Raw genomic sequence first — 22,722 nt, 5'->3', positions numbered from 1 at the left:
ACCTGCTGGCCTTGCCTAATGTCGGGGCCGACCGGGACGGGAAGGGCTGAACATGCTGTCATCCAAACGCATTTTGCTGATCATTGGCGGGGGGATTGCGGCCTATAAGTCGCTGGATCTGATCCGCAGGCTGCGCGAGCGTGGAGCTGATGTGACGCCGGTTCTGACCCGCGCAGCAGAAGAATTTGTGACCCCCTTGTCCGTGTCCGCACTTGCAGGCGAAAAAGTCTATCGCGATCTGTTTGATCTGACCGATGAGGCTGAGATGGGGCATATTCAGCTCTCACGCTCGGCCGATTTGATCGTCGTGGCCCCTGCAACGGCGGATCTGATGGGCAAGATGGCCTCTGGGCTGGCAAACGATCTGGCATCGACCCTTCTGATGGCGACGGACACGCCTGTTCTTTGCGCGCCCGCGATGAACGTACGGATGTGGGATCACCCGGCAATGCAACGCAACCTAAAGCAGCTGCAGGCCGATGGGGTGCGTTTTGTTGGGCCAAACGAAGGCGACATGGCTTGCGGCGAATACGGTCCGGGCCGCATGTCCGAACCTTTGGAGATCGGTGCGACGATTGAGGCTCAACTGACAGCGGGACCTTTGGCTGGCAAACGTGTGCTCGTGACCTCGGGCCCCACGCACGAACCGATTGATCCTGTGCGCTATATCGCGAACCGGTCGTCCGGGGCGCAGGGTTCCGCTGTGGCACAAGCGCTGGCAGATTTGGGGGCCGAGGTGATCTTTGTTACCGGTCCCGCAGATGTGCCCCCTCCGGCAGGTGTACAGGTCGTACCGGTCGAGACGGCGCAACAGATGTCTGACGCGGTCGATGCTGCTCTGCCCGTCGATGCGGGCGTGTTCGCGGCGGCGGTCGCGGATTGGCGTGTGGCCAGTGCATCGGACAAGAAACTGAAGAAAAGCCGGGATGGCCTGCCGGTTCTGGAATTTGCCGAAAACCCGGACATTCTGAAACGTGTATCCCAGATGGATGTGGGCCGCCCGCCGCTGGTGGTGGGTTTTGCGGCGGAAACGGACGATGTGGTTGAACACGCCACCGCCAAGCGCCTTCGCAAAGGCTGCGATTGGATCGTTGCGAACGATGTCAGCCCGGCAACCGGCATCATGGGTGGGTCCGAGAATGCGGTCATTCTGATCTCGGACAGTGGTGCCGAGGAATGGCCGCGCTTGGGCAAGGACGAAGTTGCCCGGCGTCTGGCGGCAAAGATCGCGGACGCATTGACAGACTGAAGGAAAGGCAAAGGCATGGTTGCAATTCGAGTGATCCGCGAAGACGGTGCTGACCCTGCTGTCGCGCTTCCGTCTTATGAAACAGCTGGGGCCGCCGGGGCGGATGTGCGCGCCAACTTGCCAGGTGGCACCCATATCTTGCTGGAACCCGGCCAACGCGCTCTCGTGCCAACCGGCCTGCGCATCGAAATACCTCAGGGGTACGAGGTTCAGGTCCGTCCTCGCTCGGGCCTTGCACTGAAACACGGGATTACACTGCCCAACACGCCAGGCACCATCGACAGTGACTATCGCGGACCCTTGGGGGTGATCGTGATGAACGCGGGCCAGGACCGGTTCGAGATTGTTCATGGCGAGCGCATCGCGCAACTGGTAGTCGCTCCGGTCGTGCAAGCCACATTCGAACTGGCTGATGAATTGGGTGAAACCGGTCGCGGGTCCGGCGGCTTTGGCTCTACCGGGCGCGGCTGATGCTGCTGGTTTTTGTTCTGGCTGCGGGACTTTGGGGTGTTGGCTATATTGCCGGCACGTCAAAAACAGCGCGTGTGGTTTCGGTCAGTGTGTTGTTGGCCGGAGTGATCCTGTCTCATCTGATCTTGCCAGACGGGCATCCGCTGCGTCAGGCGACAGGCGGCTCGGCGGCAATGTGGTTGATCCTTGTAGGTTTCGGCGCGATTGTTTTGGTGTATGGCAGGGGGCTGAAAGCCCTGCGCAATCGCGCAGAGTCCGTTTCAGATCAGGAACCTGCCGTGCCCACCGACCGATTTACCGAGACCGAGCTGGACCGCTATGCCCGTCACATCGTTTTGCGCGAATTGGGCGGTCCGGGGCAGAAAAAGCTGAAAAAAGCACGGGTTCTTGTGATTGGCGCGGGTGGTTTGGGTGCCCCGGCTTTGCAATATCTGGCTGCAGCGGGTGTGGGCACAATCGGTGTCATAGATGATGACGTTGTCGAGAACGCCAACCTGCAGCGGCAGGTCATTCACCGGGACACAGATATCGGCATGCCCAAGGTCTTTTCGGCACAGCAGGCGATGGAGGCGCAGAACCCGAACGTGGTGGTTCTGCCCTATCATCGCCGGTTGAGCGATGAGATTGCGGCCGATCTGTTTGCCGATTTCGACCTGATCCTTGACGGGACCGATAATTTTGACACGCGCTATCTGGCCAACCGCACGGCCGTCGCGCTGGGCAAACCGCTGATCTCAGGGGCTTTGTCGCAGTGGGAAGGGCAGCTGAGTGTGTTCGACCCGGCCAATGGCACCCCGTGCTATCAGTGCATTTTCCCCGAGGCGCCAGCCCCCGGTCTGGCCCCGTCCTGTTCCGAGGCCGGAGTAATCGGCCCCTTGCCCGGCGTTGTTGGGTCGATGATGGCGGTTGAGGCGATCAAGGTGATCACGGGCGCAGGCATGGCGTTGCGTGGCGAGATGTTGATCTATGACGCTCTGTACGGCGAAAGCCGCAAGATAACGCTGACCCGTCGCGCCGATTGCCCAGTCTGCGGCACCGCGAACGATTAACCTTTCTTTACGCAGGCTAGGGGTTCTGGAACACCCGGCCTTGGCGACTTAGCTATAGGGTCAAAGGAGATCCGAATGACCAACCCGATCCTGTCCAGCTGGACCACCCCGTTTGAAATTGCCCCCTTTGCCGAAATCTCGGACGATGATTTCGCCCCGGCGCTGGATCAGGCGATGACGGCGCATAACGATCAGATCGCGGCGATTGCCGAGAATTCTGACGCTCCGACCTTTGCCAATACGATTGAGGCTTTGGAGGCTGCGGGCGAGCAGTTGGACAAGGTTCTGTCGGTCTTTTTCACGGTTGCAGGGGCAGACAGCAATCCCAGACGGGAAGAGTTGCAGCGAGAGTTCTCCCCCAAACTGTCGGCACATTTTTCCGGCATTTCCTCGAACAAGGCGCTGTTCAAACGCGTGGCCGACCTATGGGCGCGGCGCGATGATCTGAACCTGAAAGAGGAACAGGCGCGTGTGCTGATGCTGACCCATCGCGGTTTCGTGCGTGCTGGCGCAGCACTGGCAGGGGAAGACGACACCCGGATGCAAGAGATCAAGTCGCGCCTCGCCTCTTTGGGAACGTCCTTTACTCAAAACCTGTTGGCAGATGAGCGGGACTGGTTCATGGACCTGACCGAAGAGGATCTGCAAGGCCTGCCGGATTTCGTCCTGGATGCAGCCCGCGCTGCGGGGCAAGAGAAAGAGGCACAAGGGCCAGTGGTGACCCTGTCGCGGTCGCTGATTGTACCGTTCCTGCAATTCTCACCTCGTCGGGACCTGCGCGAAAAGGCATATCGCGCCTGGGCCGCGCGCGGGGCCAATGGGGGCGACACCGACAACCGCGACATCGCTGCCGAGATTTTGGCGCTGCGTGAGGAACGCGCCAAGCTGCTGGGCTATGACAGTTTCGCCGACTACAAGCTGGAAACCGAAATGGCCCGCACACCGGATCGCGTGCGTGAACTGTTGATGCAGGTGTGGGAACCGGCCAAATCCCGTGCCGATGCTGACGCCGAGATCCTGACACAGATGATGCAGGAAGACGGCATCAACGGCCCGCTGGAAGCCTGGGATTGGCGCTACTACGCCGAAAAGCGGCGCAAGGCGGAGCACGATCTGGATGAGGCGGCCCTGAAACCCTATTTGCAACTGGACCGTATGATCGAGGCGTCTTTTGCCTGCGCAAACCGTCTGTTCGGGCTGGAATTCGCGCCGCTGAACGTTCCGCTCTATCACCCGGATTGCCGGGCTTGGGAAGTCACACGTGACGGGCAGCACATCGCCGTTTTCATCGGTGACTACTTTGCTCGGGGATCGAAGCGATCTGGTGCGTGGTGCAGCGCGATGCGGGCGCAGGCGAAGTTCCCGCAGGTTCAGGCACCTGTTGTGATCAATGTCTGCAATTTTGCCAAAGGTGATCCGGCGCTGCTGTCTTACGACGACGCGCGGACATTGTTCCACGAATTCGGCCATGCCCTGCACCAGATGCTGTCGAATGTAACCTATGAAAGCATTTCTGGCACCTCGGTTGCGCGTGATTTCGTAGAACTGCCCAGCCAGCTTTACGAACACTGGCTGGAAGTTCCCGAGGTTCTGGCCGAGTTTGCGACCCATGCCGAAACGGGCGAGCCAATGCCGCAAGAGATGCTGCAGAAGGTGTTAAACGCCGCCAATTTCGATCAAGGATTCCAGACAGTGGAATATGTTGCCTCCGCGCTCGTTGATCTGGCCTTCCATGATGGCGATGCCCCGGCAGATCCGATGGCAAAACAGGCCGAAGTTCTGGCGGAATTGGGTATGCCACATGCTATCGGAATGCGCCACGCCACGCCCCATTTTGCCCATGTCTTTGCCGGTGATGGCTATAGCTCGGGCTATTACAGCTACATGTGGTCCGAGGTGATGGATGCCGACGCCTTCGCCGCCTTTGAAGAGGCAGGCGGTGCCTTTGATCCCGAACGCGCCAAGGCGCTGGAAGACAACATCCTGTCCACCGGTGGGTCACAGGAGGCGGAAGATTTGTATCTTGCGTTCCGGGGTCGATTGCCGGGTGTGGATGCCCTGTTGAAAGGCCGCGGTCTGATCGCGGCCTGAGTTCAGTAGCCCAGAGTGCGATCTACGAGGTGCACAAAGGGCTCTCCGGCCTCACCGCGCCGGATATTCTCGCAAATGACCTGCGCGGCTGTGATCGGGCGGGTTTCAGACGCGATATGCGGAGTGACAGTGACATTCGGGTGCGCCCAATAGGGGTGATCGGCAGGCAAGGGCTCGACACGAAACACGTCCAGTGTTGCGTGACCGACGTGACCTGTGTTGAGGGCATCCAATAGCGCATCGTCATCGATCAGCGGGCCGCGACCCGGGTTGATGATCCGCGCGCCCTTAGGCAGCAAGGCCAGCGTTTCGGCGTTCAGCGCGTTTTCTGTGGCAGGTGTATCAGGAAGCAACAGCACCACGATCTCTGCCTGAGAAAGCGCTTGCCGCAATCCTTCTGGACCATGCAGACAAACAATGCCGGGAATGTCTTTGGCGGTACGGCTCCAACCGGAGACTTGAAAGTTCAGCGCTGTCAGGGCTCGGGCTGCGGCCTCACCCAACGTGCCCAATCCCAAAATACAGACGTTACGCTCTTGGGCCAAGGGCGGGGCAACAGGGGTCCAGACGCCATCCTGAACGGTAATGTGCTGGTCCATGCCCAGATGGTAGCGCAGGACGTGGCCCACAACCCATTCGGTCATGCCCTGCGTCAGCCCGTGATCCACCATCCGCGCCAATGGGACAGTCAGCGTTTCATTATCCGCGATCTTCTCGACACCTGCCCAAAGGCTCAACACCGCTTTCAATCGCGTATAGGGGGTGAAGTCTTGCAGGCCGCCATTCGGAGCATAGACGACATAGTCCACTTGATCCGGCTCAAACTCGGTGCTCAGCCGTGCGTCTACATTGGCCTCTGCCAGGAAATTGGTCAGCAGCGGCTCATACACGGGCCAAAGCGCAGGGCGCGCGGAAAACAGGACGTTTGCGGGCATCGGGGGCCTTTCAGATCAACGGGGGCGGTGGATATGTGCGCTTTGGACGATGCCAAATGCGGCCATCAGCACCAACATGGCCGAGCCGCCATAGCTGACCATTGGCAGCGGCACACCAACGACCGGCGCCATGCCCATCACCATCGACATATTGACGGCGAAGAACAGGAAAAAGTTCAGCGCAATGCCCAGAGTGACCAGCGAAGAAAACCGATCCTTGGTCGCAAGCGCTGTAACCATGCAGAACACAAGGATCAGCGCGTACAGGATTAACAGGGTGATGCCGCCGACAAAGCCGAACTCTTCCGCCAGCGTCGTGAAAATGAAGTCGGTGTGCTTTTCAGGCAGGAAGTTCAACCGGGACTGTGTCCCTTGCATGAACCCACGTCCATTCCAGCCCCCGGACCCAAGGGCGATCTTGGACTGGGTGATGTGATACCCGGCCCCAAGTGGGTCGGTCGAAGGGTCCAGAAAAGTGTCAATCCGGCGGAACTGATAGTCCTTGAGCAATTGCCATTCGGTCCCGCGGCTGTTGAACACAGCGGCGATCAAACCTACCACCGCAGCGATAACAGCCGCAAAATACGCCCAGTGGACGCCTGCGAGGAACATCAAGCCGCCGCCTGCCGCCAACAACAGGATCGACGTGCCCAGATCGGGTTGTTTCAGAACCAGCAGGGTAGGCAATATGATCAGGGCCACCGGAATAAAGACCCATAGCGGTCGGGACGTCTTGTGGGATGGCAGCCAGTCGTAATAGGCCGCCAGGACCATGACCAGCGCGACCTTCATGACCTCTGAGGGTTGCAGGCGCATGAAGCCAAGGTCTATCCAGCGCTGCGCGCCCATGCCGATAGTGCCGAATAGCTCGACAAACACCAGCAACGCGACCGAGCCCAGATAGGCCAGAACGGACATGTTGCGCCAGAACCAGATTGGCACCAGTGCAATGATGAACATTGCAGTCAGGCCAAGACCGAACCGTTCCATCTGCGGCTCGGCCCAAGGCGTCCACGAACCACCCGCAACCGAATACAACATCAGGAATCCAGCGCTGGCCGTGCTGATCAGCAGCAGGGTCAGCGGCCAGTTCATGTACAGGAATTTGCGAAATCCAGATGGCGTGGATTTGACCGCGTACTCAAGATAGCTCATGCGCGGTCCTTTCCGTCAGGACGCGCTTTGGGGCGACGGTCGCCCTCAAGCCGTTTTTGCTGTTCCTTGATACGGTCACGGTCGCCGACCGGATACGCGTCGAGCGGTGGTGTGCCGTTATAAAGGGCCTGAAGCATGATGTCCCGCGCCACCGGGGCTGCGGCCTTGGACCCCCCGCCGCCATGCTCGACCACGACGGCAATCGCGTATTTGGGTTTGTCATACGGGGCAAAGCTGACGAACAACGCGTGGTCGCGGCGTTCCCAGGGTAAGTCTTCGTTCCGGATCACGCCTGCTGCACGTTCGGCCTTGGTGATATTTCGTACCTGGCTGGTGCCGGTTTTACCCGCCATGCGGAAATCTTCCGCAATAATACGGCTACGATAGGCCGTGCCGCGACGGTCGTTTGAAACAGACCACATCGCTTCGCGGATATACTTGAGATTGGCGGGACTGATCTCAAGCGGTTCCCCCGCGCCGCTGGGCTGTTCAACCCCGTTGATCGACCGCACCAGACGAGGCGAAACCGCACGGCCAGTGGCGATCCGCGCGGTCATGACAGCCAATTGCATGGGCGAGGCCAACATAAAGCCTTGTCCGATGGAGGCGTTTGCGGTGTCGCCGATTAGCCATTCTTCGCCGTGGATCCTTTGTTTCCATTCCTGATTGGGCGCCAGTCCAGCGCGTACAGCGGACATAGGAATTTCATGCTTGATGCCCAGTCCAAGCGTGTTGGCCATCTCAGAGATTCTGTCGATGCCGACCTTTATCGCCACGTCGTAGTAGTACACGTCGCAACTGCGTTTCAGTGAAGTGTTGAGGTCCACCATGCCATGGCCGCCACGCTTCCAGCAGTGGAAGCGACGGCTGCCGACTTTCAGATGGCCGGGGCAGTAAACGGTGTTTCCGGGGCCGACGACTCCGGCCTCAAGCGCTGCCAACGCCGTAACCATTTTAAAGGTCGAACCCGGAGGGTAAGTACCCTGAACTGTCTTATTTGCCAGCGGGCGGTACTTATCTTGCGTCAGCATCCGGTAATCTGCGACCGAGATACCACGCACAAACAGGTTGGGATCGAAACTGGGGGCCGAGGCCATCGCGCGCAGGTCACCGGTTTCACAATCGATGACTACGGCAGCGGCGCTTTCGCCAGCCAACCGGGCCTGTGCGTATTGTTGCAGGTCCGCGTCAACGGACAGCTGCAAGTCGGCCCCGGGCTGGCCTTCCTGTCGGTCCAGCTCGCGCATGACACGGCCGGTCGCGTTGACTTCGACACGCTTTGCACCGGCCTTGCCGCGCAATGAGATTTCCTGTTTTGCCTCAAGACCCACTTTGCCGATCTGAAACCGGGGGATTCGCAGAACGGGTTCAGGGTCTTCGATCTGGCTGAGGTCGTAGTCACTGACCGGTCCGACGTAGCCCACGATATGAGCAAAGTCTTCATAGCGTGGATATTGCCGCGTCAGACCCACTTCGGGTGTGACACCCGGCAAGGCGGGGGCATTGACGGCAACTTTCGATATGTCCTCCCACGTGACCTGATCGGCCAGCGTGACCGGCAGGAACGGGGCCGAGCGGCGCATCTCGGTCCGGGCGCGTTCGATTTCATCATCGTTCAGAGGGATCAGTTCTGACAGTTTTCCGATCACCTGATCCACATCGCCGGCATCTTCGCGCACAATGACGATACGGTAGGATGGAGAGTTCTGGCCAATGATCTGCCCGTTGCGGTCATAGATCCGTCCGCGATTTGGGGGGATCAGGCGGATGTTGATGCGGTTTTCTTCCGCCAACAGGCGATACTCATCGGCCTGATCCACCTGCATGAACCGCATACGTGCCGCCAGCCCACCAATGAAGGCGGCCTGCAGGCCGCCCAACAACAGTGCTCGCCGTGGCAAGCGTTTATAGGCCAGGCCTTGTGATTTGGGCTTGCGCGGCTTCATGCCCGACCTCCTACCGCGCCGGTATCAGAAACGGTCATGCGACGGACACCGAACACGCTTTGGCTCAGTGCAACGATGACCGGATAGCAGGCAATTGTCAGCACGAGCTGGATCATGACAGGCAACAAAGCGGCCTGTTGCACAGACAAGATTGAAAGAATGATCCTGTTTGCGAAAAACACACCCGCAATAACCACGCCCACCGACATCCATTCTCCGACGAAACCGGCATCTTTCATACCCGGTGCCGCCGAACGCAGATAGGCTGATCCAAAGACAACCAGTGCCGCCAAAAGGCCCGGTGGGCGTTGCAGAAGAAGGTCGGCCATCAGCATCACGACAGCCACAAGCAAGGTCGGAACATAGTCAGGGCGACGCAACACCCAAGCGAAAGTCAGGGCAATCAGAACGTCGGGAAAAGGCCAGCGATCTGGTTGTGCATCCAGCGGCAACAAATGCAGGAACAGCACACCAAATGCCAGCGCTGTGTAGAGACCGCGCATCGCCCAGTTATGCGAGGCAGACTTATCCATCACTAAGCTCTTCAGGCGACAGGGCGGCTTCGGGCCGGGTTGGGCCGACTATACCGCCTGGGTCCCGAATGATCGGGGCCGAGTTGAAGCGTAGAACGCGCAGAAACTCCAGCCGTTCGAAATCAGCGGACAGACGCACCCGCAACCGGCCGCCCGGATCCGTTGCGATCTGGCCGATCAGCAAACCAGCCGGGAAAACGCCACCGTCACCTGATGTAATAACCCGGTCGCCGGGACGGACCAGTTCACGGCTTTCAAGGAATTCGACAACCGGTGCCGACGTGTTGTCCCCTTTGATCAGCGCGGTTTGGCCCGAGGGCTGGATGGTAGCCGGTATCGCGCTTGTGGCATCTGTCACCAGAATGACGCGGGCTGTATCTGAACCAACGCCCGAGATCCGTCCGACAAGGCCGATGCCGTCCATCGTGGCCCATCCATCGACGATGCCGTCGCGTTCGCCCACATTCAGCAGAACGGATTGCCGGAAAGGTGAGCCGCTGTCGGCCGTCACAACACCGGTGATATAAGTCAGGCGCGGATCAAGACGTACGTTGTTGAGATCCAACAAACGCGCGTTTTCCTGCTCCAGTTGCAGTGCCGCTTCTTTCCAGGCGCGCATTAGGCGAAGTTCGCTGCGCAGTTCGCGGTTTTGCTCGCTCAGGCGCTGATAGCTTTGGAAGTCACGAACAAGGTTGACTGTCGCAGTCACAGGCACCATGGCCCATTCCATCGAGGGTACAACAGCATCCACCACTTGCGCGCGAAACCGTTCCACGCGCGGGCTATCGATGCGCCAGATCAGGAAGATTCCCAACAGACAAAGGATCACGATCCCCAGCAACAAACGACGCAAGGGGGTAGTGTAGTCATCGCGCTGTGATCGGTCTTTTGCCACAGGTTACCTTCCCGTGCTGCTCGTGCCGAATTCAGACTGCCCCTAAAAGGTGCGCGCCTCAGCTCTCGTAGTCAATCGCGTGGCGCAGCTGTTTTTCATATTCTAGCGCCTTGCCGGTGCCCAAAGCCACACAATTCAGGCTTTCGTCGGCAATCGACACGGCCAGACCGGTCTGTTCGCGCAGGGCCAGATCCAGATCACCGAGAAGCGCACCTCCGCCGGTTAGCATCACGCCCCGGTCCACAATATCCGCCGCCAGATCGGGCGGGGTGGTTTCCAGAGCGGTCATAACCGCCTCGCAAATCTGCTGCACGGGTTCCGAGAGCGCTTCGGCCACCTGAGCCTGGCTGATCTCGATTTCCTTGGGCACACCATTTAGCAGATCACGCCCACGGATGTGCATCGACTGACCACGGCCATCGTCGGGCATACGGGCGGTGCCGATGGTGGTCTTGATCCGTTCAGCCGTGGATTCGCCGACCAACAGGTTCTGTTGACGACGCAAATACGAAATGATGGCTTCGTCCATCCGGTCGCCACCAACGCGGACCGAGCGAGCGTACACGATGTCGCCCAGCGACAGAACTGCAACCTCGGTTGTGCCGCCGCCAATGTCGACGACCATGTTGCCGGTCGGGTCGGTGATCGGCATCCCGGCGCCAATCGCGGCTGCAATCGGTTCTGCGATCAGGCCCGCACGGCGCGCGCCGGCGGACAGAACCGATTGACGGATTGCGCGTTTTTCGACTGGGGTCGCACCGTGAGGTACGCAGACGATGATCTTGGGTTTTGAGAAGGTCGAGCGTTTGTGCACCTTGCGGATGAAATGCTTGATCATTTCCTCGGCGGTGTCGAAATCCGCGATCACACCTTCGCGCATCGGGCGGATGGCTTCGATTGAACCGGGGGTCCGGCCCAGCATCAGCTTGGCGTCTTCGCCGACAGCGAGAACCTTTTTCACACCGTCCTTGACGTGATAGGCAACCACCGAGGGTTCAGACAGGATGACACCGCGCCCCTTGACGTAAACCAGCGTGTTTGCTGTTCCAAGGTCGATAGCCATGTCCGCTGTGAACAGGCCGCCCAGATTGCCAAAGATCCCCATGTTTCCCCTGATCCTGTATGTCGGTTTTTCAACTGCCCGCGACTCGACGGTTCCGGGACGGATGACTTATAGGGTGCCATCACGCCCGGTAAAAGGGCTGATTCCGCGACAATCTGCACCTTTCCGCCTTATTGATTGGGACTTTAGAAGGCAAAATGCTCTCTTATCAACACATTTACCACGCCGGTAATCTGGCTGATGTCCAAAAGCACGCATTGTTGGCCTGGGTGCTGAATTATCTGACACGCAAGGACAAGCCGCTCAGCTATGTCGAAACGCATTCCGGTCGAGGGTTGTACAAGCTGGATGCCGAGGAGGCCGTGCGCACCGGAGAAGCCGCAGCGGGGATTAAGCGGGCGCAGCAGGAAGGGTGGTTCGGACCTGATCATCCAATGGCGCAAGTTTTGGAAAGCGTTCAAAATCGTCACGGCAATGCTGCCTATCCGGGCTCACCCCTTGTTGCGGCCAATCTGCTGCGGGATCAGGACAGTTTGCATTTTGCGGAACTTCACCCACAAGAACATGCCGCTCTGGCCTTGGCCATGTCGCCCTATGGGGCCAAGGTTTACCAGCAAGACGGTTTTGCGCTGGCGCAATCCTTGCTTCCGCCCACACCACGCAGGGGGATGCTGCTGATCGATCCGAGCTATGAGGTGAAAACCGATTATGACCGCCTGCCCGGCATCATCGCCAAGCTGCACCGCAAATGGAACGTTGGCGTCATCGCGCTGTGGTACCCAATCCTCTCGGACAAGCGCCACCAGGCCATGGTCCGTGCTTTGAAGTCGCAAAACTTGCCCAAAGCTGTCTGTCACGAGGTGACGTTCCCCCCGGTTCGTGAAGGCCACCGGATGGTCGGCTCCGGCATGTTCATCATCAACGCCCCGTTTGGCATCGAAGACGAAATGGAGCGCCTGTCCGCTTTGTTTGACCAGCTTTGAAAAGAAGTTGGGCCCGGCAGCGCGCTCTAAGCGCGCTGCCGGGCCCAAAACCCAAGAAGGGACGGCGAAGCCGGGCCGCCGCGGGTGCGGGAGCCCTTGGGCCGTTCAGGTCAGGTCTTTATAGCTGATCTCACGCGTATCAGCACCGGGACCCGCTTTCTCACGCCGTACGATCAGGCGGTTCAGCGCGTGGATATAGGCTTTGGCAGAGGCCACAACCGTATCCGTGTTCGCAGATTGACCGGTTGCAATCATACCGTCCTCGCTCAGGCGAACTGAAACGGTGGCCTGTGCATCGGTGCCTTCGGTGACAGCGTGAACCTGATACAATTGAAGGCGGGCTGTGTTGGGATAGATTGCCCGGATCGCTTTAAAGGTCGCGTCCACTGGTCCGTCACCATGTTCAGTGGCGATAACGTCTTTGCCGTCCATTTCCAACTCGACCGTGGATTCTGCCTGACCACCTGTGCCGCAGGTCACTTTCATCGAGACAAGCTGCAGGTAGTCATCGTGCTCATCCATGGTCATCAAGGCGATGAGGTCGTCGTCGAAAACCTCTTTCTTGCGGTCGGCCAGATCCTTGAACCGCACGAAAATGTCGCGCAACTGGTTGTCACCGACCTCAAAACCCAAAGTCTCAAGCTTGTCGCGCAGGGCCGCGCGGCCCGAGTGTTTACCCAACGGCAGAGAAGTACCGGACAGGCCAATATCCTCTGGGCGCATGATTTCGAAGTTTTCGCGGTTCTTGAGCATCCCGTCCTGATGGATGCCGCTTTCATGGGCAAAGGCGTTCTTGCCAACGATGGCCTTGTTGAACTGCACGTTGAACCCCGACACTGTCGCCACCCTGCGTGAGATGTGCATGATCTTGGTGGTGTCGATGCCGGTGCGCCAAGGCATGATGTCATTGCGGGTGCGCAGCGCCATGACAACTTCTTCCAGCGCTGTGTTGCCTGCACGTTCGCCCAACCCGTTGATGGTACATTCAATCTGGCGCGCCCCACCCGCAACGGCCGCCAGCGAGTTCGCGGTCGCCATGCCAAGGTCGTTGTGGCAGTGGGTGGCGAAGATCACCTCATCCGCGCCCGGAACCGTTTCGATCAGGCGTTTGATCAGGTCAGCGCTTTCGACCGGTGCGGTGTATCCCACGGTGTCAGGGATGTTGATCGTGGTTGCCCCGGCTTTGATCGCAATCTCGATTACGCGGCACAGATAATCCCACTCGGTCCGCGTCGCATCCATAGGCGACCACTGTACGTTCTCGCACAGATTACGCGCATGGCTAACCGTTTCGTGGATCTTGTCGGCCATTTCATCCATGGTCAGGTTCGGAATGGCGCGGTGCAGTGGAGAGGTGCCGATAAACGTGTGGATCCGGTTTTGTTCGGCGTGTTTCACGGCCTCCCAGCAGCGGTCAATGTCGGCGAAGTTTGCCCGGGCCAGACCGCAGATGCGGCTGTTTTTAGAACGTTGCGCGATCTCGGAAACGGCCTTGAAGTCGCCCTCGGATGCGATTGGGAAACCGGCTTCGATGATGTCGACGCCCATCTCGTCCAGCAGCTCGGCAATCTCCAGCTTTTCGTCATGGGTCATGGTCGCGCCGGGGCTCTGCTCGCCGTCGCGCAAAGTGGTATCGAAGATCAAGACGCGGTCTTGGTCGGTCACGTTGGTCATGGGAATCTCTTTCTTGTCTGTCCTAAAGCCTTCTTGGCGCGCTGGCGTCCTCCTCTGAGCGGGCGCGCCGGATGGCACGCTCAGAGGCGGATTAGGATCAGTAGGCCACGCAGAGATGCACCGCGCAGGGCGGTGTCGGCACAAAGGATATCTGCATGGTTGATCATGGGATTGAGGTTATACAGAGCCCGCCGGGAATGAAAAGACCAATTTGCGACAAAGGGGTACCGCGCTGGCTTTCTAATTCCAAACCAACTTGATTGTGACCTCTGCGCAGCTAGCTGGATGCAGATGAAAACAGCATTGATCATCGGAGCCTCGGGCGGAATTGGCGCTGCAGTTTGTAACACCTTGGAAAGGCAGGGTGTCTCGGTAACGGGCTTGTCGCGGTCATTGGACGAGTTTGATCTGACTGATCCCGACCGGGCATTGCTGTTGCTGGACGGGTTGCCTGATCCGTTTGACTTGATTCTCGTCGCGTCCGGGGCGTTGGAGATCGAGGGGGCTGCACCGGAAAAGACAATTCGCGCGGTTTCAGCCAAGGCGATGATGGATCAGTTTGCGCTCAACGCGGTAGGTCCGGCTTTGGTGCTGAGCCGAGCGCGCAGGCTTTTGCCCCGCAAGAGGCGGTCGGTTTTTGCGGTTCTTTCAGCGCGTGTGGGATCCATCGGGGACAATCGGATGGGGGGCTGGATCAGCTACCGGGCCGCCAAGGCTGCGGTCAATCAAGTTGTCCATACCTCGGCCATCGAACTGTCGCGGACGCATAAACAGGCGATTTGTGTCGCCTTGCATCCGGGAACCGTGAAAACTGCGTTCACACAGAAATACTTGAACCGTCATCCAGCCGTCGAGCCTGAGGATGCCGCCCAAAACCTGGTATCCGTGATCAATGGACTTACACCAGCGGACACCGGCGGTTTCTTTGATTGGGCCGGGCAACCCGTTCCGTGGTGAGGGTTTACCCGTCGGAGGCTTCTGGCGTTTCGGCCTGATCGTCTGGCGCAGGCTGTGGATCCGGGGTGTCTGACTCGCTTTGCTGGTCAGAGGCCCGGCCCGGCAAGACTCCGTTTTCCCAAATACCGGTTTCTTCCTGCCCGTTGGCATAGCGCATCGTTCCGCTGCCCTGCCGTTTATTGTCGACAAAGTTGCCTTCGTACACATCGCCGTTCGAATAGGTAGCAACGCCCACGCCTTCGATCTTGCCTTCGGTCCAGTCGCCCACGTATTTGAACCCAGCGGGGGTCACGATTTCCCCAGCGCCATGCCGTTTTCCGTTCAGAAAATCGCCAGTATAGACGGTCCCGTCGGAATAGGTCGCTTTGCCCTTGCCTTGGCGAACGCCATCAACCCAGTCGCCGTCATAGACCGAGCCGTCCGCGCGCGTCACGACGCCCTTGCCATGGCTTTGCGCGTTCTTGAACTGGCCTTTGTAGATCATTCCGTTGGCATACGTGGCTGTGCCCTGACCCTCGATCACGCCAGCGATCCAATCACCTTCATAGGTTGACCCATCAGGATAGGTGATGCGGCCCGTCCCCTCGGCCAGATCGGCAACAAAATCGCCGACATAAACCGAGCCATCGGGATAAGTCAGCTCTCCCAGACCTTCGATCTGTCCCTGGTTCCAGTCGCCGGTATACACAAAGCCGTCCGTGCCGGTGAACGTGCCCTTGCCCTGGCGGCGATCATCGACAAAGTCGCCCTCGTACACGTCGCCTTGCGCATGGGTCACTTTGCCTTTGCCCTGACGGCGCCCTTCTACCAGTTCACCCTCATAGACATCGCCATTGGCATAGGTCAGACGACCGGTGCCGGTGATCTGATCCTGCGCCCATTCACCGGAATAGATCATACCGTCGGGCATGGTTTGCTTGCCCGTGCCGTCGCGTAATCCTGCGCTGACGTCGCCTCCATACACACTGCCATCCGCATAGGTAATCTTGGCCTTACCTTGCCGCTGTCCATCAACCCAGTCGCCATCATAGATGTATCCGTCGGGAAAAGTCAGAACGCCTTTGCCGTGCCGCTGGGCATTCCTGAACTCGCCTTCATAACGCGTGCCATTGGCGAATTCGGCAACACCTGTGCCGTTGATCGACCCGTTGGACCATTCCCCGTCATAGCTGCTGCCATTGGCATAGACGATCTTGCCGCGCCCTTCGGGCTGGCCCTTGGAAAAACTGCCTTCATAGATTGACCCGTCAGGATAGCGGGTCACGCCCTGGCCCTGAATCTCGCCTTCAACCCACTCGCCCGTGTATTCAAACCCATTGGGCAGCCGGTAGGTTCCGGTCCCGTGGCGCAAACCGTTTTCATAGGTGCCTTCATAGACGCCGCCAACCTCGTCATCTTTGATGATGACCGTTCCGTCCTGCGCAAACGCCGTCACTGCGGACAGACTGAGCCCCGCTGCCAAAATCGAATATCGGATCACGTTCATTTTCGGTCCTGCCTGCCGGGTCATCGCTGGTTGCATCTTTGGAGGCAAAACTAAGATACCGTCGAGGGCAGGGCAACGGCTTTTGCCGCATTGGCCTTTTACTCGCGCGGTGATCTGCTAAATGGCAATAGGACTGACGAGGCAAGAGGGCAGCATGGCCGACCGTTTCCGTATCACTCTGGCGCAACTGAACCCCACTGTGGGCGACATTGAAGGCAATGCAGCCAAGGCGGTTACCGCTTGGGAGCAAGGCAAAGCAGCCGGTGCTGATCTGGTAGCCTTCCCCGAGATGTTCACCACCGGGTACAACACGCAGGATCTGATCCAGAAGCCAGTGTTCCACCGTGCGGCCATGGCGGCGGTTGAGGTTTTGGCCAAAACATGCGCAGACGGACCAGCGATTGCCATTGGCGCGCCTTGGGCGGAAGAGGACAAGTTGTTCAACGCCTACCTGATCCTCAAAAACGGGCGGATCACCAGCAAGGTCTTGAAACATCATTTGCCGAACGAAACCGTTTTTGACGAAGTGCGCCTGTACGATGCCGGTCCGCTGGGTGGGCCGTATTCGGTTGGGAACTTCCGAATTGGCAGCCCGATCTGCGAGGATGGATGGCACCCGGACGTGGCAGAAACCCTTGAAGAAACCGGGGCCGAGTTTCTACTGATCCCCAACGGATCGCCCTATTTCCGCGAAAAGTATGACGTGCGCCTGAACCATATGGTGGCGCGTGTTGTCGAAACGGGTTTGCCACTGATTTACCTGAATATGGTGGGTGGGCAGGACGATCAGGTCTTTGACGGAGCCAGCTTTGGCCTGAATCCGGGTGGAGAGCTGGCCTTTCGGATGCCTGTTTTTGACGAAACTGTCTCACACGTGGATCTTGAGCGTGGTGACGATGGCTGGCTGATCGCGCCTGCCGAAATCGTTCTTCAGCCTGATGTTTGGGAGCAGGATTATCGCGCGATGGTACAGTCTTTGCGCGACTATATGGGCAAGACGGGTTTCAAGAAGGCGCTTCTTGGTCTTTCTGGCGGGGTCGATTCCGCGTTGGTTGCGGCCATCGCGGTCGATGCCATCGGGGCCGAAAACGTGCGCTGCGTGATGTTGCCGTCGGAATATACCAGCCAGGCTTCGCTGGATGATGCCGAGGCCGTCGCCAAGGCATTGGGCGTGCACTATGATTTTGTGCCGATTTCCGAAGGCCGTACCGCAGTCACGAATACTCTGGCGCCGTTGTTTGCGGGGCTGGACGAAGGGCTGACCGAGGAAAACATTCAGTCCCGTCTGCGGGGGCTGCTGCTGATGGCGATCTCGAACAAGTTTGGTGAAATGCTGTTGACCACCGGCAACAAGTCCGAGGTCGCGGTGGGCTATGCCACGATCTATGGCGACATGAACGGCGGCTATAATCCGATCAAGGACCTGTACAAAACCCGGGTGTTTGAAACCTGCCGTTGGCGCAACGCCAATCATCGCGACTGGATGATGGGTCCAGTCGGCGAGGTGATCCGCCCTTCGGTTATCGACAAACCGCCAAGTGCCGAGTTGCGGGAAGATCAGAAAGACAGCGACAGCTTGCCCGACTACCCGGTTTTGGACGGTATCCTTGAGATTTTGGTCGATCAGGATGGCTCAATCGCCGACTGCGTCGCTGCCGGGTATGACGAAGCCGAGGCCCGGCGGGTCGAACATCTGATTTACATCAGTGAATACAAGCGGTTCCAGTCCGCACCCGGTACGCGCCTCAGCAAGCGGGCGTTCTGGCTGGATCGGCGCTATCCAATTGTGAATCGTTGGCGCGATCGGACCTGAGTTTCACGGCAAGGTTAGATTGCGCGGAAACAGTCGTGCATAAGTGTGTCGATTGTTCTTAAATCGTGGGAAATCGGGTGCGATTTGAGGCACTTAAAGCTGCCTCAGACTTGTTCCGGTGACATTTTTCTGCCACATTTTTGCTTAGAAGTTGCCCGATGTGGGGCGGGTGCGACGCAATTTAATCTGTACGCGTAAAATTGGTTCGCGGTACGAGCGACGCATCCCGGGTTGGATGTCTGAGTGAACGGTGTGGTGGTAAAATGTACAAGGAATATGACAATTCGCTTCATGCTCCTATGCGAATGCGGACGATGGAATCTCCGCCTCAGGAGCTGAATGAAGAAAAGTTGGATGCAGCAATAGCCGATATGCTGGACGAGCAGCGGGAATTGGACGAGCAAGCCGCCGCCCATTTCCGCACAGAGTTTCCAAGATTGCTGCCTCAGAAAGACGTGACTGCACAGGCCGCGCGCAAGCAAAGCGGGCTGTCTGCGATCCTGCGCCAGAAATGGGCAGAGTTGTCCGGCGCGGCTTAATACGCTTTTTGCTGACACTGATTTCGGCACCTGGGCCACAGGTGTCGAAAATACTGCAAGAGCGCTCGGAATTCACATTGCTTATCCACGGTAGGCAGGTCTCCATACTGGTCCAAGCGACTGATGTAAGACCTGTTGATGACCGCACCGAAACCAACCCCCGTCGAATCTGATCTGGCCCTGCCCAAACGTGTGGATGTTGTCGTCATTGGCGGTGGCATCATTGGCGTTTCAACAGCATTAGAGTTGGCTGAACGCGGCGCTTCTGTTCTTTTGTGTGAAAAGGGTCAGATTGCAGCAGAGCAGAGTTCGCGCAATTGGGGTTGGGTGCGTCTGGGTATGCGAGACCCAAGGGAAATTCCCCTTATGCAAGAGGCGTTGCGCATCTGGCAAACGCTGGACGAGCGTTTGGGGCGCGAAACAGGCTATACCCAATCCGGCATCCTTTTTGGGGCCTCTGGCGCAAGAGACGCAGCCAACCTGCAAAAGTGGATGCGCCATGTTGAGGGATTGCAGACCGGGGCCAGGATAGTGTCCGGCGGAGAGCTTTCCGATTTGCTGCAGGGGCACCAAACAGGTTTGACAACAGCGCTTTACATGCCGCAGGACGGTCGGGCCGAGCCGCAATGGGCTGCTCCGGCCATTGCAGAGGCTGCACGAAACCGGGGTGCAGTGATCATGACGCAATGCGCCGTACGTAGTTTGGATACTCGTGAGGGGCGTGTCGCGGGTGTCTTTACAGAGCGTGGAAAGGTGGCCTGCGACCGGGTTGTCCTGGCTGGTGGGGCCTGGTCGCGGTTGTTTGCAGGCAACGCAGGTGTCGCACTGCCGCAACTCAAGGTTTTGAACACGGTCCTTCGCACATCCCCCGTGCACGATGGTCCTGGACCCGCGTTGTGGTCCGACGATTTTGCCATCCGCAAGCGCGCTGACGGCGGCTATACCATTGCGTCTGGCCACGAAAACACAGTGGACATCGTGCCCGACAGTTTCCGGCTTGCGAGGCAGTTCCTTCCTGCCTTTGCGCAAGAGTGGAAATCTCTGCGTTTTCGCTTGTCCAAACGCTGGACGATCGAAGCGCGACACGATCGGCGCTGGCTGCCCACCGATGTGACGCCGTTCGAGCAGTGCCGAATTTTGGACCCTGAGCCATCGCAGAAAACGTTGCGGCACGCTTGGGGCCGCGCCTGTAAGGGGTTCCCGGCGCTGGTTAACAGCGAAGTTGTGCAAAGTTGGGCCGGAATGATCGACGTTACGCCTGACGCCATTCCGGTGATCTCAGGTGTGGATGAGTTGCCGGGTCTTTTCATTGGCACCGGATTCTCAGGCCATGGATTTGGCATTGGTCCAGGTGCCGGGCGATTGATCGCCGATCTTGTCGCTGAAACGACGCCTTGCGTGGATCCGGCCGCGTTTCGCCTGTCGCGGTTTACCGACGGTTCGAAAGTGCGACCGGATCCGGGGTACTAACGGCTTAGCCCATCATCTGATAGCTGACCGGAACAAAGCGGAAGCCTTCGCCACGGGTTTCAACAAAGCCAGCAGCTGGAAACGGCATGTGATAGCCGATCATCGGCACCTTGTCTGCGGCCAGCATGCCCAGAACGTTGCGCCGCGATGCGGTCGCAGCCTCTTTGTCGGCGTCAAAGCTAAAGCCCCATTCCGGGTGCGCAAAAGACCAGACATAGTGGTTGGCCAGATCGGCCGTCAGAACCAGCCGCTGACCGTTGCTTTCCAGATGGAAAACCGTGTGACCCGGCGTATGTCCATAAGCAGCGATGGCTGTGATGCCAGATGACACTTCACCCCCGTCCTCGACAAAGGTCATCTTTTCGGCCAATGGTGTGACCTTGGCCGCGACCATGTCGCCGACACGGTTTCCGGCTTCCATCCCGGACCAGAAATCGTATTCGGACGATGCCGTGACATAGCGTGCATTCGGGAAGGTAGGCGCGTCATTTGTGGTCATGCCGCCAATGTGGTCGGGGTGCATATGAGTGATAACAACCACGTCGATCTGCTCGGGCGTGACGCCCGCATCGGCCAAAGCTGTCTGAATACCGCCTTGTCCCAAACCAGTGTCAAACAGAACAAGTTCGGATCCTGTATTGACCAGCGTCGGGGTGAAGAAGAACTGCGCCACGTCGGGTGAGATGAAGTTTTCGGCGGATACCTTTGCGAAATCTTCATCTGACACGTCCTGGCCAAACAGCGCTTTGGCGTCATCACGGGGGACGCTGCCGTCCAACAATGTGGTGACAGTGAAATCACCCAGAGCAAACGATCTGGCGATGGTTGATTTCGCTTTGGTTTCAGTTCCCGCAGCCAGAATTGGCGTAGCGGCAGAGGCAAAAGGTAAAGCCGCTGCCGCACCAAGTGCAGCCCGGCGGGTCAGTTTGATAGTCATTTTGGGGTCTCCCTGTCTGTGCCAGCAATTCTTTAGATAGGTCCTGTCCGTGAACTTGCCACCTGACGTTGCTGTGAACAGGTCTGCCGACTGGACAAATAGCCGATCCTGTGACAAGAGCCGCGCCAACAGGAGACATCCATGACAACCACCCGTTTCGCCCCGTCGCCCACCGGTTACATCCATGTGGGCAACCTGCGCACCGCCCTGATGAACTATCTGATCGCCCGCAAGGCTGGCGGTACATTCATCCTGCGTATTGACGATACTGACCCCGAGCGCTCGAAAGAAGAATATGTCGATGCCATCAAGCAGGATCTGGAGTGGCTGGGTCTGCATTGGGACAAGGTCGAGCGTCAGTCGGACCGTCTGGACCGATATGCCGAAGCCGCCGATAAGCTGCGTGAAATGGGTCGGTTCTATGAGGCATTCGAGACGCCGACCGAGTTGGACCTGAAACGCAAGAAGCAACTGAACATGGGCAAGCCACCGGTCTATGACCGGGCCGCGCTGAACCTGTCAGATGCCGAGAAAGACGCCCTGCGCGCCGAACGTGGCAACGGTGTATGGCGCTTCAAGCTGGATCATGAGCGCATCGAATGGAATGACGGCATTTTGGGCGACATCTCGATTGATGCTGCTTCGGTGTCTGACCCCGTATTGATCCGCGGTGACGGTCAGGTGCTTTATACAATTGCGTCCGTTGTGGACGATACCGAAATGGGTGTAACCGACGTTGTACGCGGCTCAGACCACGTGACCAACACTGCAACGCAGATTCAGATCATCGAAGCGCTGGGCGGACAGTGCCCCCGTTTTGCCCACCACTCGCTGCTGACCGGCCCGCAAGGTGAGGCTCTCTCGAAACGTTTGGGCACGCTGGCGTTGCGCGACCTGCGCGAACAGGGCGTGCAGCCGATGGCCTTGTTAAGCCTGATGGCGCGTTTGGGGTCATCTGACCCGGTTGAGTTGCGCTCGGACATGGCGGAATTGATCGAAGGGTTCGACATTAACCGTTTTGGTGCAGCTCCGACCAAGTTCGATGTACAAGACCTGTTCCCGCTGACGGCCAAACACCTGCAGTCGCTGCCGTTGGCTGATGTGGCGGACGCCGTTGCGGATGCTGGTGTTCCGGCTGATTTGGCGGAACCCTTCTGGGCCATGGCGCGCGAAAACATCACAACTCTGGCCGATTTGAAAGGCTGGTGGGAACTGTGCCGCGATGGGGCCGAGCCTTTAATCGCCGATGAAGACAGCGAGTTTATTGCCGAGGCGATCGCTTTGTTGCCCGATGGCCCGTTTGATGGCGAGACCTGGGGTACTTGGACCAAAGCGGTGAAAGAGGCGACAGGCCGCAAGGGCAAAGGCTTGTTCATGCCGCTGCGCAAAGCCCTGACCGGGATGGAACGGGGCCCAGAGATGGCGGCGCTGCTGCCCTTGCTGCAAGTGATCCGCGCACGGGACTGAACGCCCCGT

Annotated in this window: 19 protein-coding genes; 10 read left to right on the top strand and 9 right to left on the bottom strand. The window is 58.6% G+C overall.

Features of this window, described 5'->3' with window-relative positions; translation table 11 throughout:
• Window positions 1-52 precede the first annotated feature (52 nt).
• From coaBC to GOV90_RS15220, 4 genes are all read left to right on the top strand, one after another.
• The gene (gene coaBC, locus GOV90_RS15235; RefSeq protein WP_171093582.1) at window positions 53-1,249 is read left to right on the top strand and encodes a bifunctional phosphopantothenoylcysteine decarboxylase/phosphopantothenate--cysteine ligase CoaBC; all 1,197 of its coding nucleotides are present in this window, start codon (window positions 53-55) and stop codon (window positions 1,247-1,249) included.
• 15 nt (window positions 1,250-1,264) lie between these two features.
• Window positions 1,265-1,720, top strand: coding sequence for a dUTP diphosphatase (gene dut, locus GOV90_RS15230; RefSeq protein ID WP_171093580.1), 456 nt, complete (start codon window positions 1,265-1,267; stop codon window positions 1,718-1,720).
• Window positions 1,720-2,769 (top strand): molybdopterin-synthase adenylyltransferase MoeB, encoded by a 1,050-nt coding sequence (locus GOV90_RS15225; protein WP_171172868.1) that lies wholly within the window; start codon window positions 1,720-1,722, stop codon window positions 2,767-2,769. Before dut ends, GOV90_RS15225 begins: the two co-directional genes overlap by 1 nt.
• A 75-nt stretch (window positions 2,770-2,844) precedes the next feature.
• Window positions 2,845-4,860 carry a M3 family metallopeptidase gene (locus GOV90_RS15220; RefSeq protein WP_171093576.1) on the top strand — a complete coding sequence of 672 codons (2,016 nt, stop codon included), beginning with the start codon at window positions 2,845-2,847 and terminating at the stop codon, window positions 4,858-4,860.
• A 2-nt stretch (window positions 4,861-4,862) separates the two neighbouring features.
• Here the strand turns inward: GOV90_RS15220 and GOV90_RS15215 are convergent, their stop codons facing one another.
• Genes GOV90_RS15215 through GOV90_RS15190 form a run of 6 tightly spaced genes read right to left on the bottom strand, consistent with a single transcriptional unit; the run spans window position 4,863 to window position 11,429 of the window.
• Window positions 4,863-5,795 carry a glyoxylate/hydroxypyruvate reductase A gene (locus tag GOV90_RS15215; RefSeq protein WP_171093575.1) on the bottom strand — a complete coding sequence of 311 codons (933 nt, stop codon included), beginning with the start codon at window positions 5,793-5,795 and terminating at the stop codon, window positions 4,863-4,865.
• A 15-nt stretch (window positions 5,796-5,810) separates the two neighbouring features.
• A complete protein-coding gene (gene rodA, locus GOV90_RS15210) occupies window positions 5,811-6,950 on the bottom strand; it encodes a rod shape-determining protein RodA (RefSeq protein WP_171093572.1) in 1,140 nt (379 codons plus the stop codon).
• The gene (gene mrdA, locus GOV90_RS15205) at window positions 6,947-8,896 is read right to left on the bottom strand and encodes a penicillin-binding protein 2 (protein WP_171093570.1); all 1,950 of its coding nucleotides are present in this window, start codon (window positions 8,894-8,896) and stop codon (window positions 6,947-6,949) included. The genes rodA and mrdA overlap by 4 nt, the downstream gene beginning before the upstream one ends.
• Complete coding sequence (locus GOV90_RS15200) at window positions 8,893-9,429, bottom strand: rod shape-determining protein MreD (RefSeq protein WP_171093568.1); 537 nt, start codon at window positions 9,427-9,429, stop codon at window positions 8,893-8,895. The genes mrdA and GOV90_RS15200 overlap by 4 nt, the downstream gene beginning before the upstream one ends.
• Window positions 9,422-10,324: a rod shape-determining protein MreC gene (mreC, locus tag GOV90_RS15195; protein WP_171093566.1), complete on the bottom strand. Its 903-nt coding sequence runs from the start codon at window positions 10,322-10,324 to the stop codon at window positions 9,422-9,424. Before mreC ends, GOV90_RS15200 begins: the two co-directional genes overlap by 8 nt.
• Window positions 10,325-10,382: 58 nt before the next feature.
• Window positions 10,383-11,429, bottom strand: a complete 1,047-nt coding sequence (locus GOV90_RS15190; RefSeq protein ID WP_039523195.1) for a rod shape-determining protein — start codon at window positions 11,427-11,429, stop codon at window positions 10,383-10,385.
• A 155-nt stretch (window positions 11,430-11,584) separates the two neighbouring features.
• On the opposite strand from GOV90_RS15190, the gene GOV90_RS15185 reads away from it, so the two are divergent.
• A complete protein-coding gene (locus tag GOV90_RS15185) occupies window positions 11,585-12,370 on the top strand; it encodes a 23S rRNA (adenine(2030)-N(6))-methyltransferase RlmJ (RefSeq protein WP_171093563.1) in 786 nt (261 codons plus the stop codon).
• 105 nt (window positions 12,371-12,475) lie between these two features.
• On the opposite strand, the gene GOV90_RS15180 is transcribed toward GOV90_RS15185, so the two are convergent.
• Complete coding sequence (locus tag GOV90_RS15180) at window positions 12,476-14,044, bottom strand: 2-isopropylmalate synthase (protein WP_171093561.1); 1,569 nt, start codon at window positions 14,042-14,044, stop codon at window positions 12,476-12,478.
• Between the two features lie 291 nt (window positions 14,045-14,335).
• On the opposite strand from GOV90_RS15180, the gene GOV90_RS15175 reads away from it, so the two are divergent.
• Window positions 14,336-15,001: an SDR family NAD(P)-dependent oxidoreductase gene (locus GOV90_RS15175; protein WP_171093559.1), complete on the top strand. Its 666-nt coding sequence runs from the start codon at window positions 14,336-14,338 to the stop codon at window positions 14,999-15,001.
• A gap of 4 nt (window positions 15,002-15,005) precedes the next feature.
• Here the strand turns inward: GOV90_RS15175 and GOV90_RS15170 are convergent, their stop codons facing one another.
• Window positions 15,006-16,487 carry an MORN repeat-containing protein gene (locus tag GOV90_RS15170; RefSeq protein WP_171093557.1) on the bottom strand — a complete coding sequence of 494 codons (1,482 nt, stop codon included), beginning with the start codon at window positions 16,485-16,487 and terminating at the stop codon, window positions 15,006-15,008.
• Between the two features lie 154 nt (window positions 16,488-16,641).
• Here GOV90_RS15170 and GOV90_RS15165 point away from each other — a divergent pair, with 154 nt between their 5' ends.
• The 3 genes from GOV90_RS15165 (at window position 16,642) to GOV90_RS15155 (ending at window position 20,309) form a co-directional block, all read left to right on the top strand.
• Window positions 16,642-18,300, top strand: coding sequence for an NAD+ synthase (locus tag GOV90_RS15165; protein WP_171093555.1), 1,659 nt, complete (start codon window positions 16,642-16,644; stop codon window positions 18,298-18,300).
• Window positions 18,301-18,614: 314 nt separating this feature from the next.
• A complete protein-coding gene (locus GOV90_RS15160; protein WP_171093553.1) occupies window positions 18,615-18,839 on the top strand; it encodes a hypothetical protein in 225 nt (74 codons plus the stop codon).
• A 138-nt stretch (window positions 18,840-18,977) separates the two neighbouring features.
• Entirely contained in the window at window positions 18,978-20,309 is a 1,332-nt protein-coding gene (locus GOV90_RS15155; protein WP_171093552.1) for an FAD-binding oxidoreductase, read from the top strand.
• Window positions 20,310-20,313: 4 nt separating this feature from the next.
• Here the strand turns inward: GOV90_RS15155 and GOV90_RS15150 are convergent, their stop codons facing one another.
• Window positions 20,314-21,246: an MBL fold metallo-hydrolase gene (locus GOV90_RS15150; RefSeq protein WP_171093550.1), complete on the bottom strand. Its 933-nt coding sequence runs from the start codon at window positions 21,244-21,246 to the stop codon at window positions 20,314-20,316.
• A 141-nt stretch (window positions 21,247-21,387) separates the two neighbouring features.
• On the opposite strand from GOV90_RS15150, the gene gltX reads away from it, so the two are divergent.
• On the top strand, window positions 21,388-22,713 hold the full coding sequence (gltX, locus tag GOV90_RS15145; protein WP_171093548.1) for a glutamate--tRNA ligase: 1,326 nt from the start codon (window positions 21,388-21,390) through the stop codon (window positions 22,711-22,713).
• Window positions 22,714-22,722: the final 9 nt, after the last annotated feature.

The sequence above is a fragment of the Ruegeria sp. HKCCA5929 genome (assembly GCF_013034525.1).
In the GTDB taxonomy this organism is placed as follows: domain Bacteria; phylum Pseudomonadota; class Alphaproteobacteria; order Rhodobacterales; family Rhodobacteraceae; genus Ruegeria.
This window is presented reverse-complemented; position numbering and strand designations above follow the sequence as displayed.

Coding starts and splice junctions, on each gene's coding strand:
- GOV90_RS15175 (WP_171093559.1), top strand. CDS start 14,336: ATGAAAACAGCATTGATCATCGGAGCCTCGGGCGGAATTGGCGCTGCA.
- GOV90_RS15180 (WP_171093561.1), bottom strand. CDS start 14,044: ATGACCAACGTGACCGACCAAGACCGCGTCTTGATCTTCGATACCACT.
- GOV90_RS15160 (WP_171093553.1), top strand. CDS start 18,615: ATGGAATCTCCGCCTCAGGAGCTGAATGAAGAAAAGTTGGATGCAGCA.
- GOV90_RS15220 (WP_171093576.1), top strand. CDS start 2,845: ATGACCAACCCGATCCTGTCCAGCTGGACCACCCCGTTTGAAATTGCC.
- GOV90_RS15200 (WP_171093568.1), bottom strand. CDS start 9,429: ATGGATAAGTCTGCCTCGCATAACTGGGCGATGCGCGGTCTCTACACA.
- GOV90_RS15185 (WP_171093563.1), top strand. CDS start 11,585: ATGCTCTCTTATCAACACATTTACCACGCCGGTAATCTGGCTGATGTC.
- GOV90_RS15225 (WP_171172868.1), top strand. CDS start 1,720: ATGCTGCTGGTTTTTGTTCTGGCTGCGGGACTTTGGGGTGTTGGCTAT.
- GOV90_RS15190 (WP_039523195.1), bottom strand. CDS start 11,429: ATGGGGATCTTTGGCAATCTGGGCGGCCTGTTCACAGCGGACATGGCT.
- GOV90_RS15150 (WP_171093550.1), bottom strand. CDS start 21,246: ATGACTATCAAACTGACCCGCCGGGCTGCACTTGGTGCGGCAGCGGCT.
- GOV90_RS15215 (WP_171093575.1), bottom strand. CDS start 5,795: ATGCCCGCAAACGTCCTGTTTTCCGCGCGCCCTGCGCTTTGGCCCGTG.
- coaBC (WP_171093582.1), top strand. CDS start 53: ATGCTGTCATCCAAACGCATTTTGCTGATCATTGGCGGGGGGATTGCG.
- dut (WP_171093580.1), top strand. CDS start 1,265: ATGGTTGCAATTCGAGTGATCCGCGAAGACGGTGCTGACCCTGCTGTC.
- rodA (WP_171093572.1), bottom strand. CDS start 6,950: ATGAGCTATCTTGAGTACGCGGTCAAATCCACGCCATCTGGATTTCGC.
- mrdA (WP_171093570.1), bottom strand. CDS start 8,896: ATGAAGCCGCGCAAGCCCAAATCACAAGGCCTGGCCTATAAACGCTTG.
- GOV90_RS15170 (WP_171093557.1), bottom strand. CDS start 16,487: ATGAACGTGATCCGATATTCGATTTTGGCAGCGGGGCTCAGTCTGTCC.
- GOV90_RS15155 (WP_171093552.1), top strand. CDS start 18,978: ATGACCGCACCGAAACCAACCCCCGTCGAATCTGATCTGGCCCTGCCC.
- gltX (WP_171093548.1), top strand. CDS start 21,388: ATGACAACCACCCGTTTCGCCCCGTCGCCCACCGGTTACATCCATGTG.
- GOV90_RS15165 (WP_171093555.1), top strand. CDS start 16,642: ATGGCCGACCGTTTCCGTATCACTCTGGCGCAACTGAACCCCACTGTG.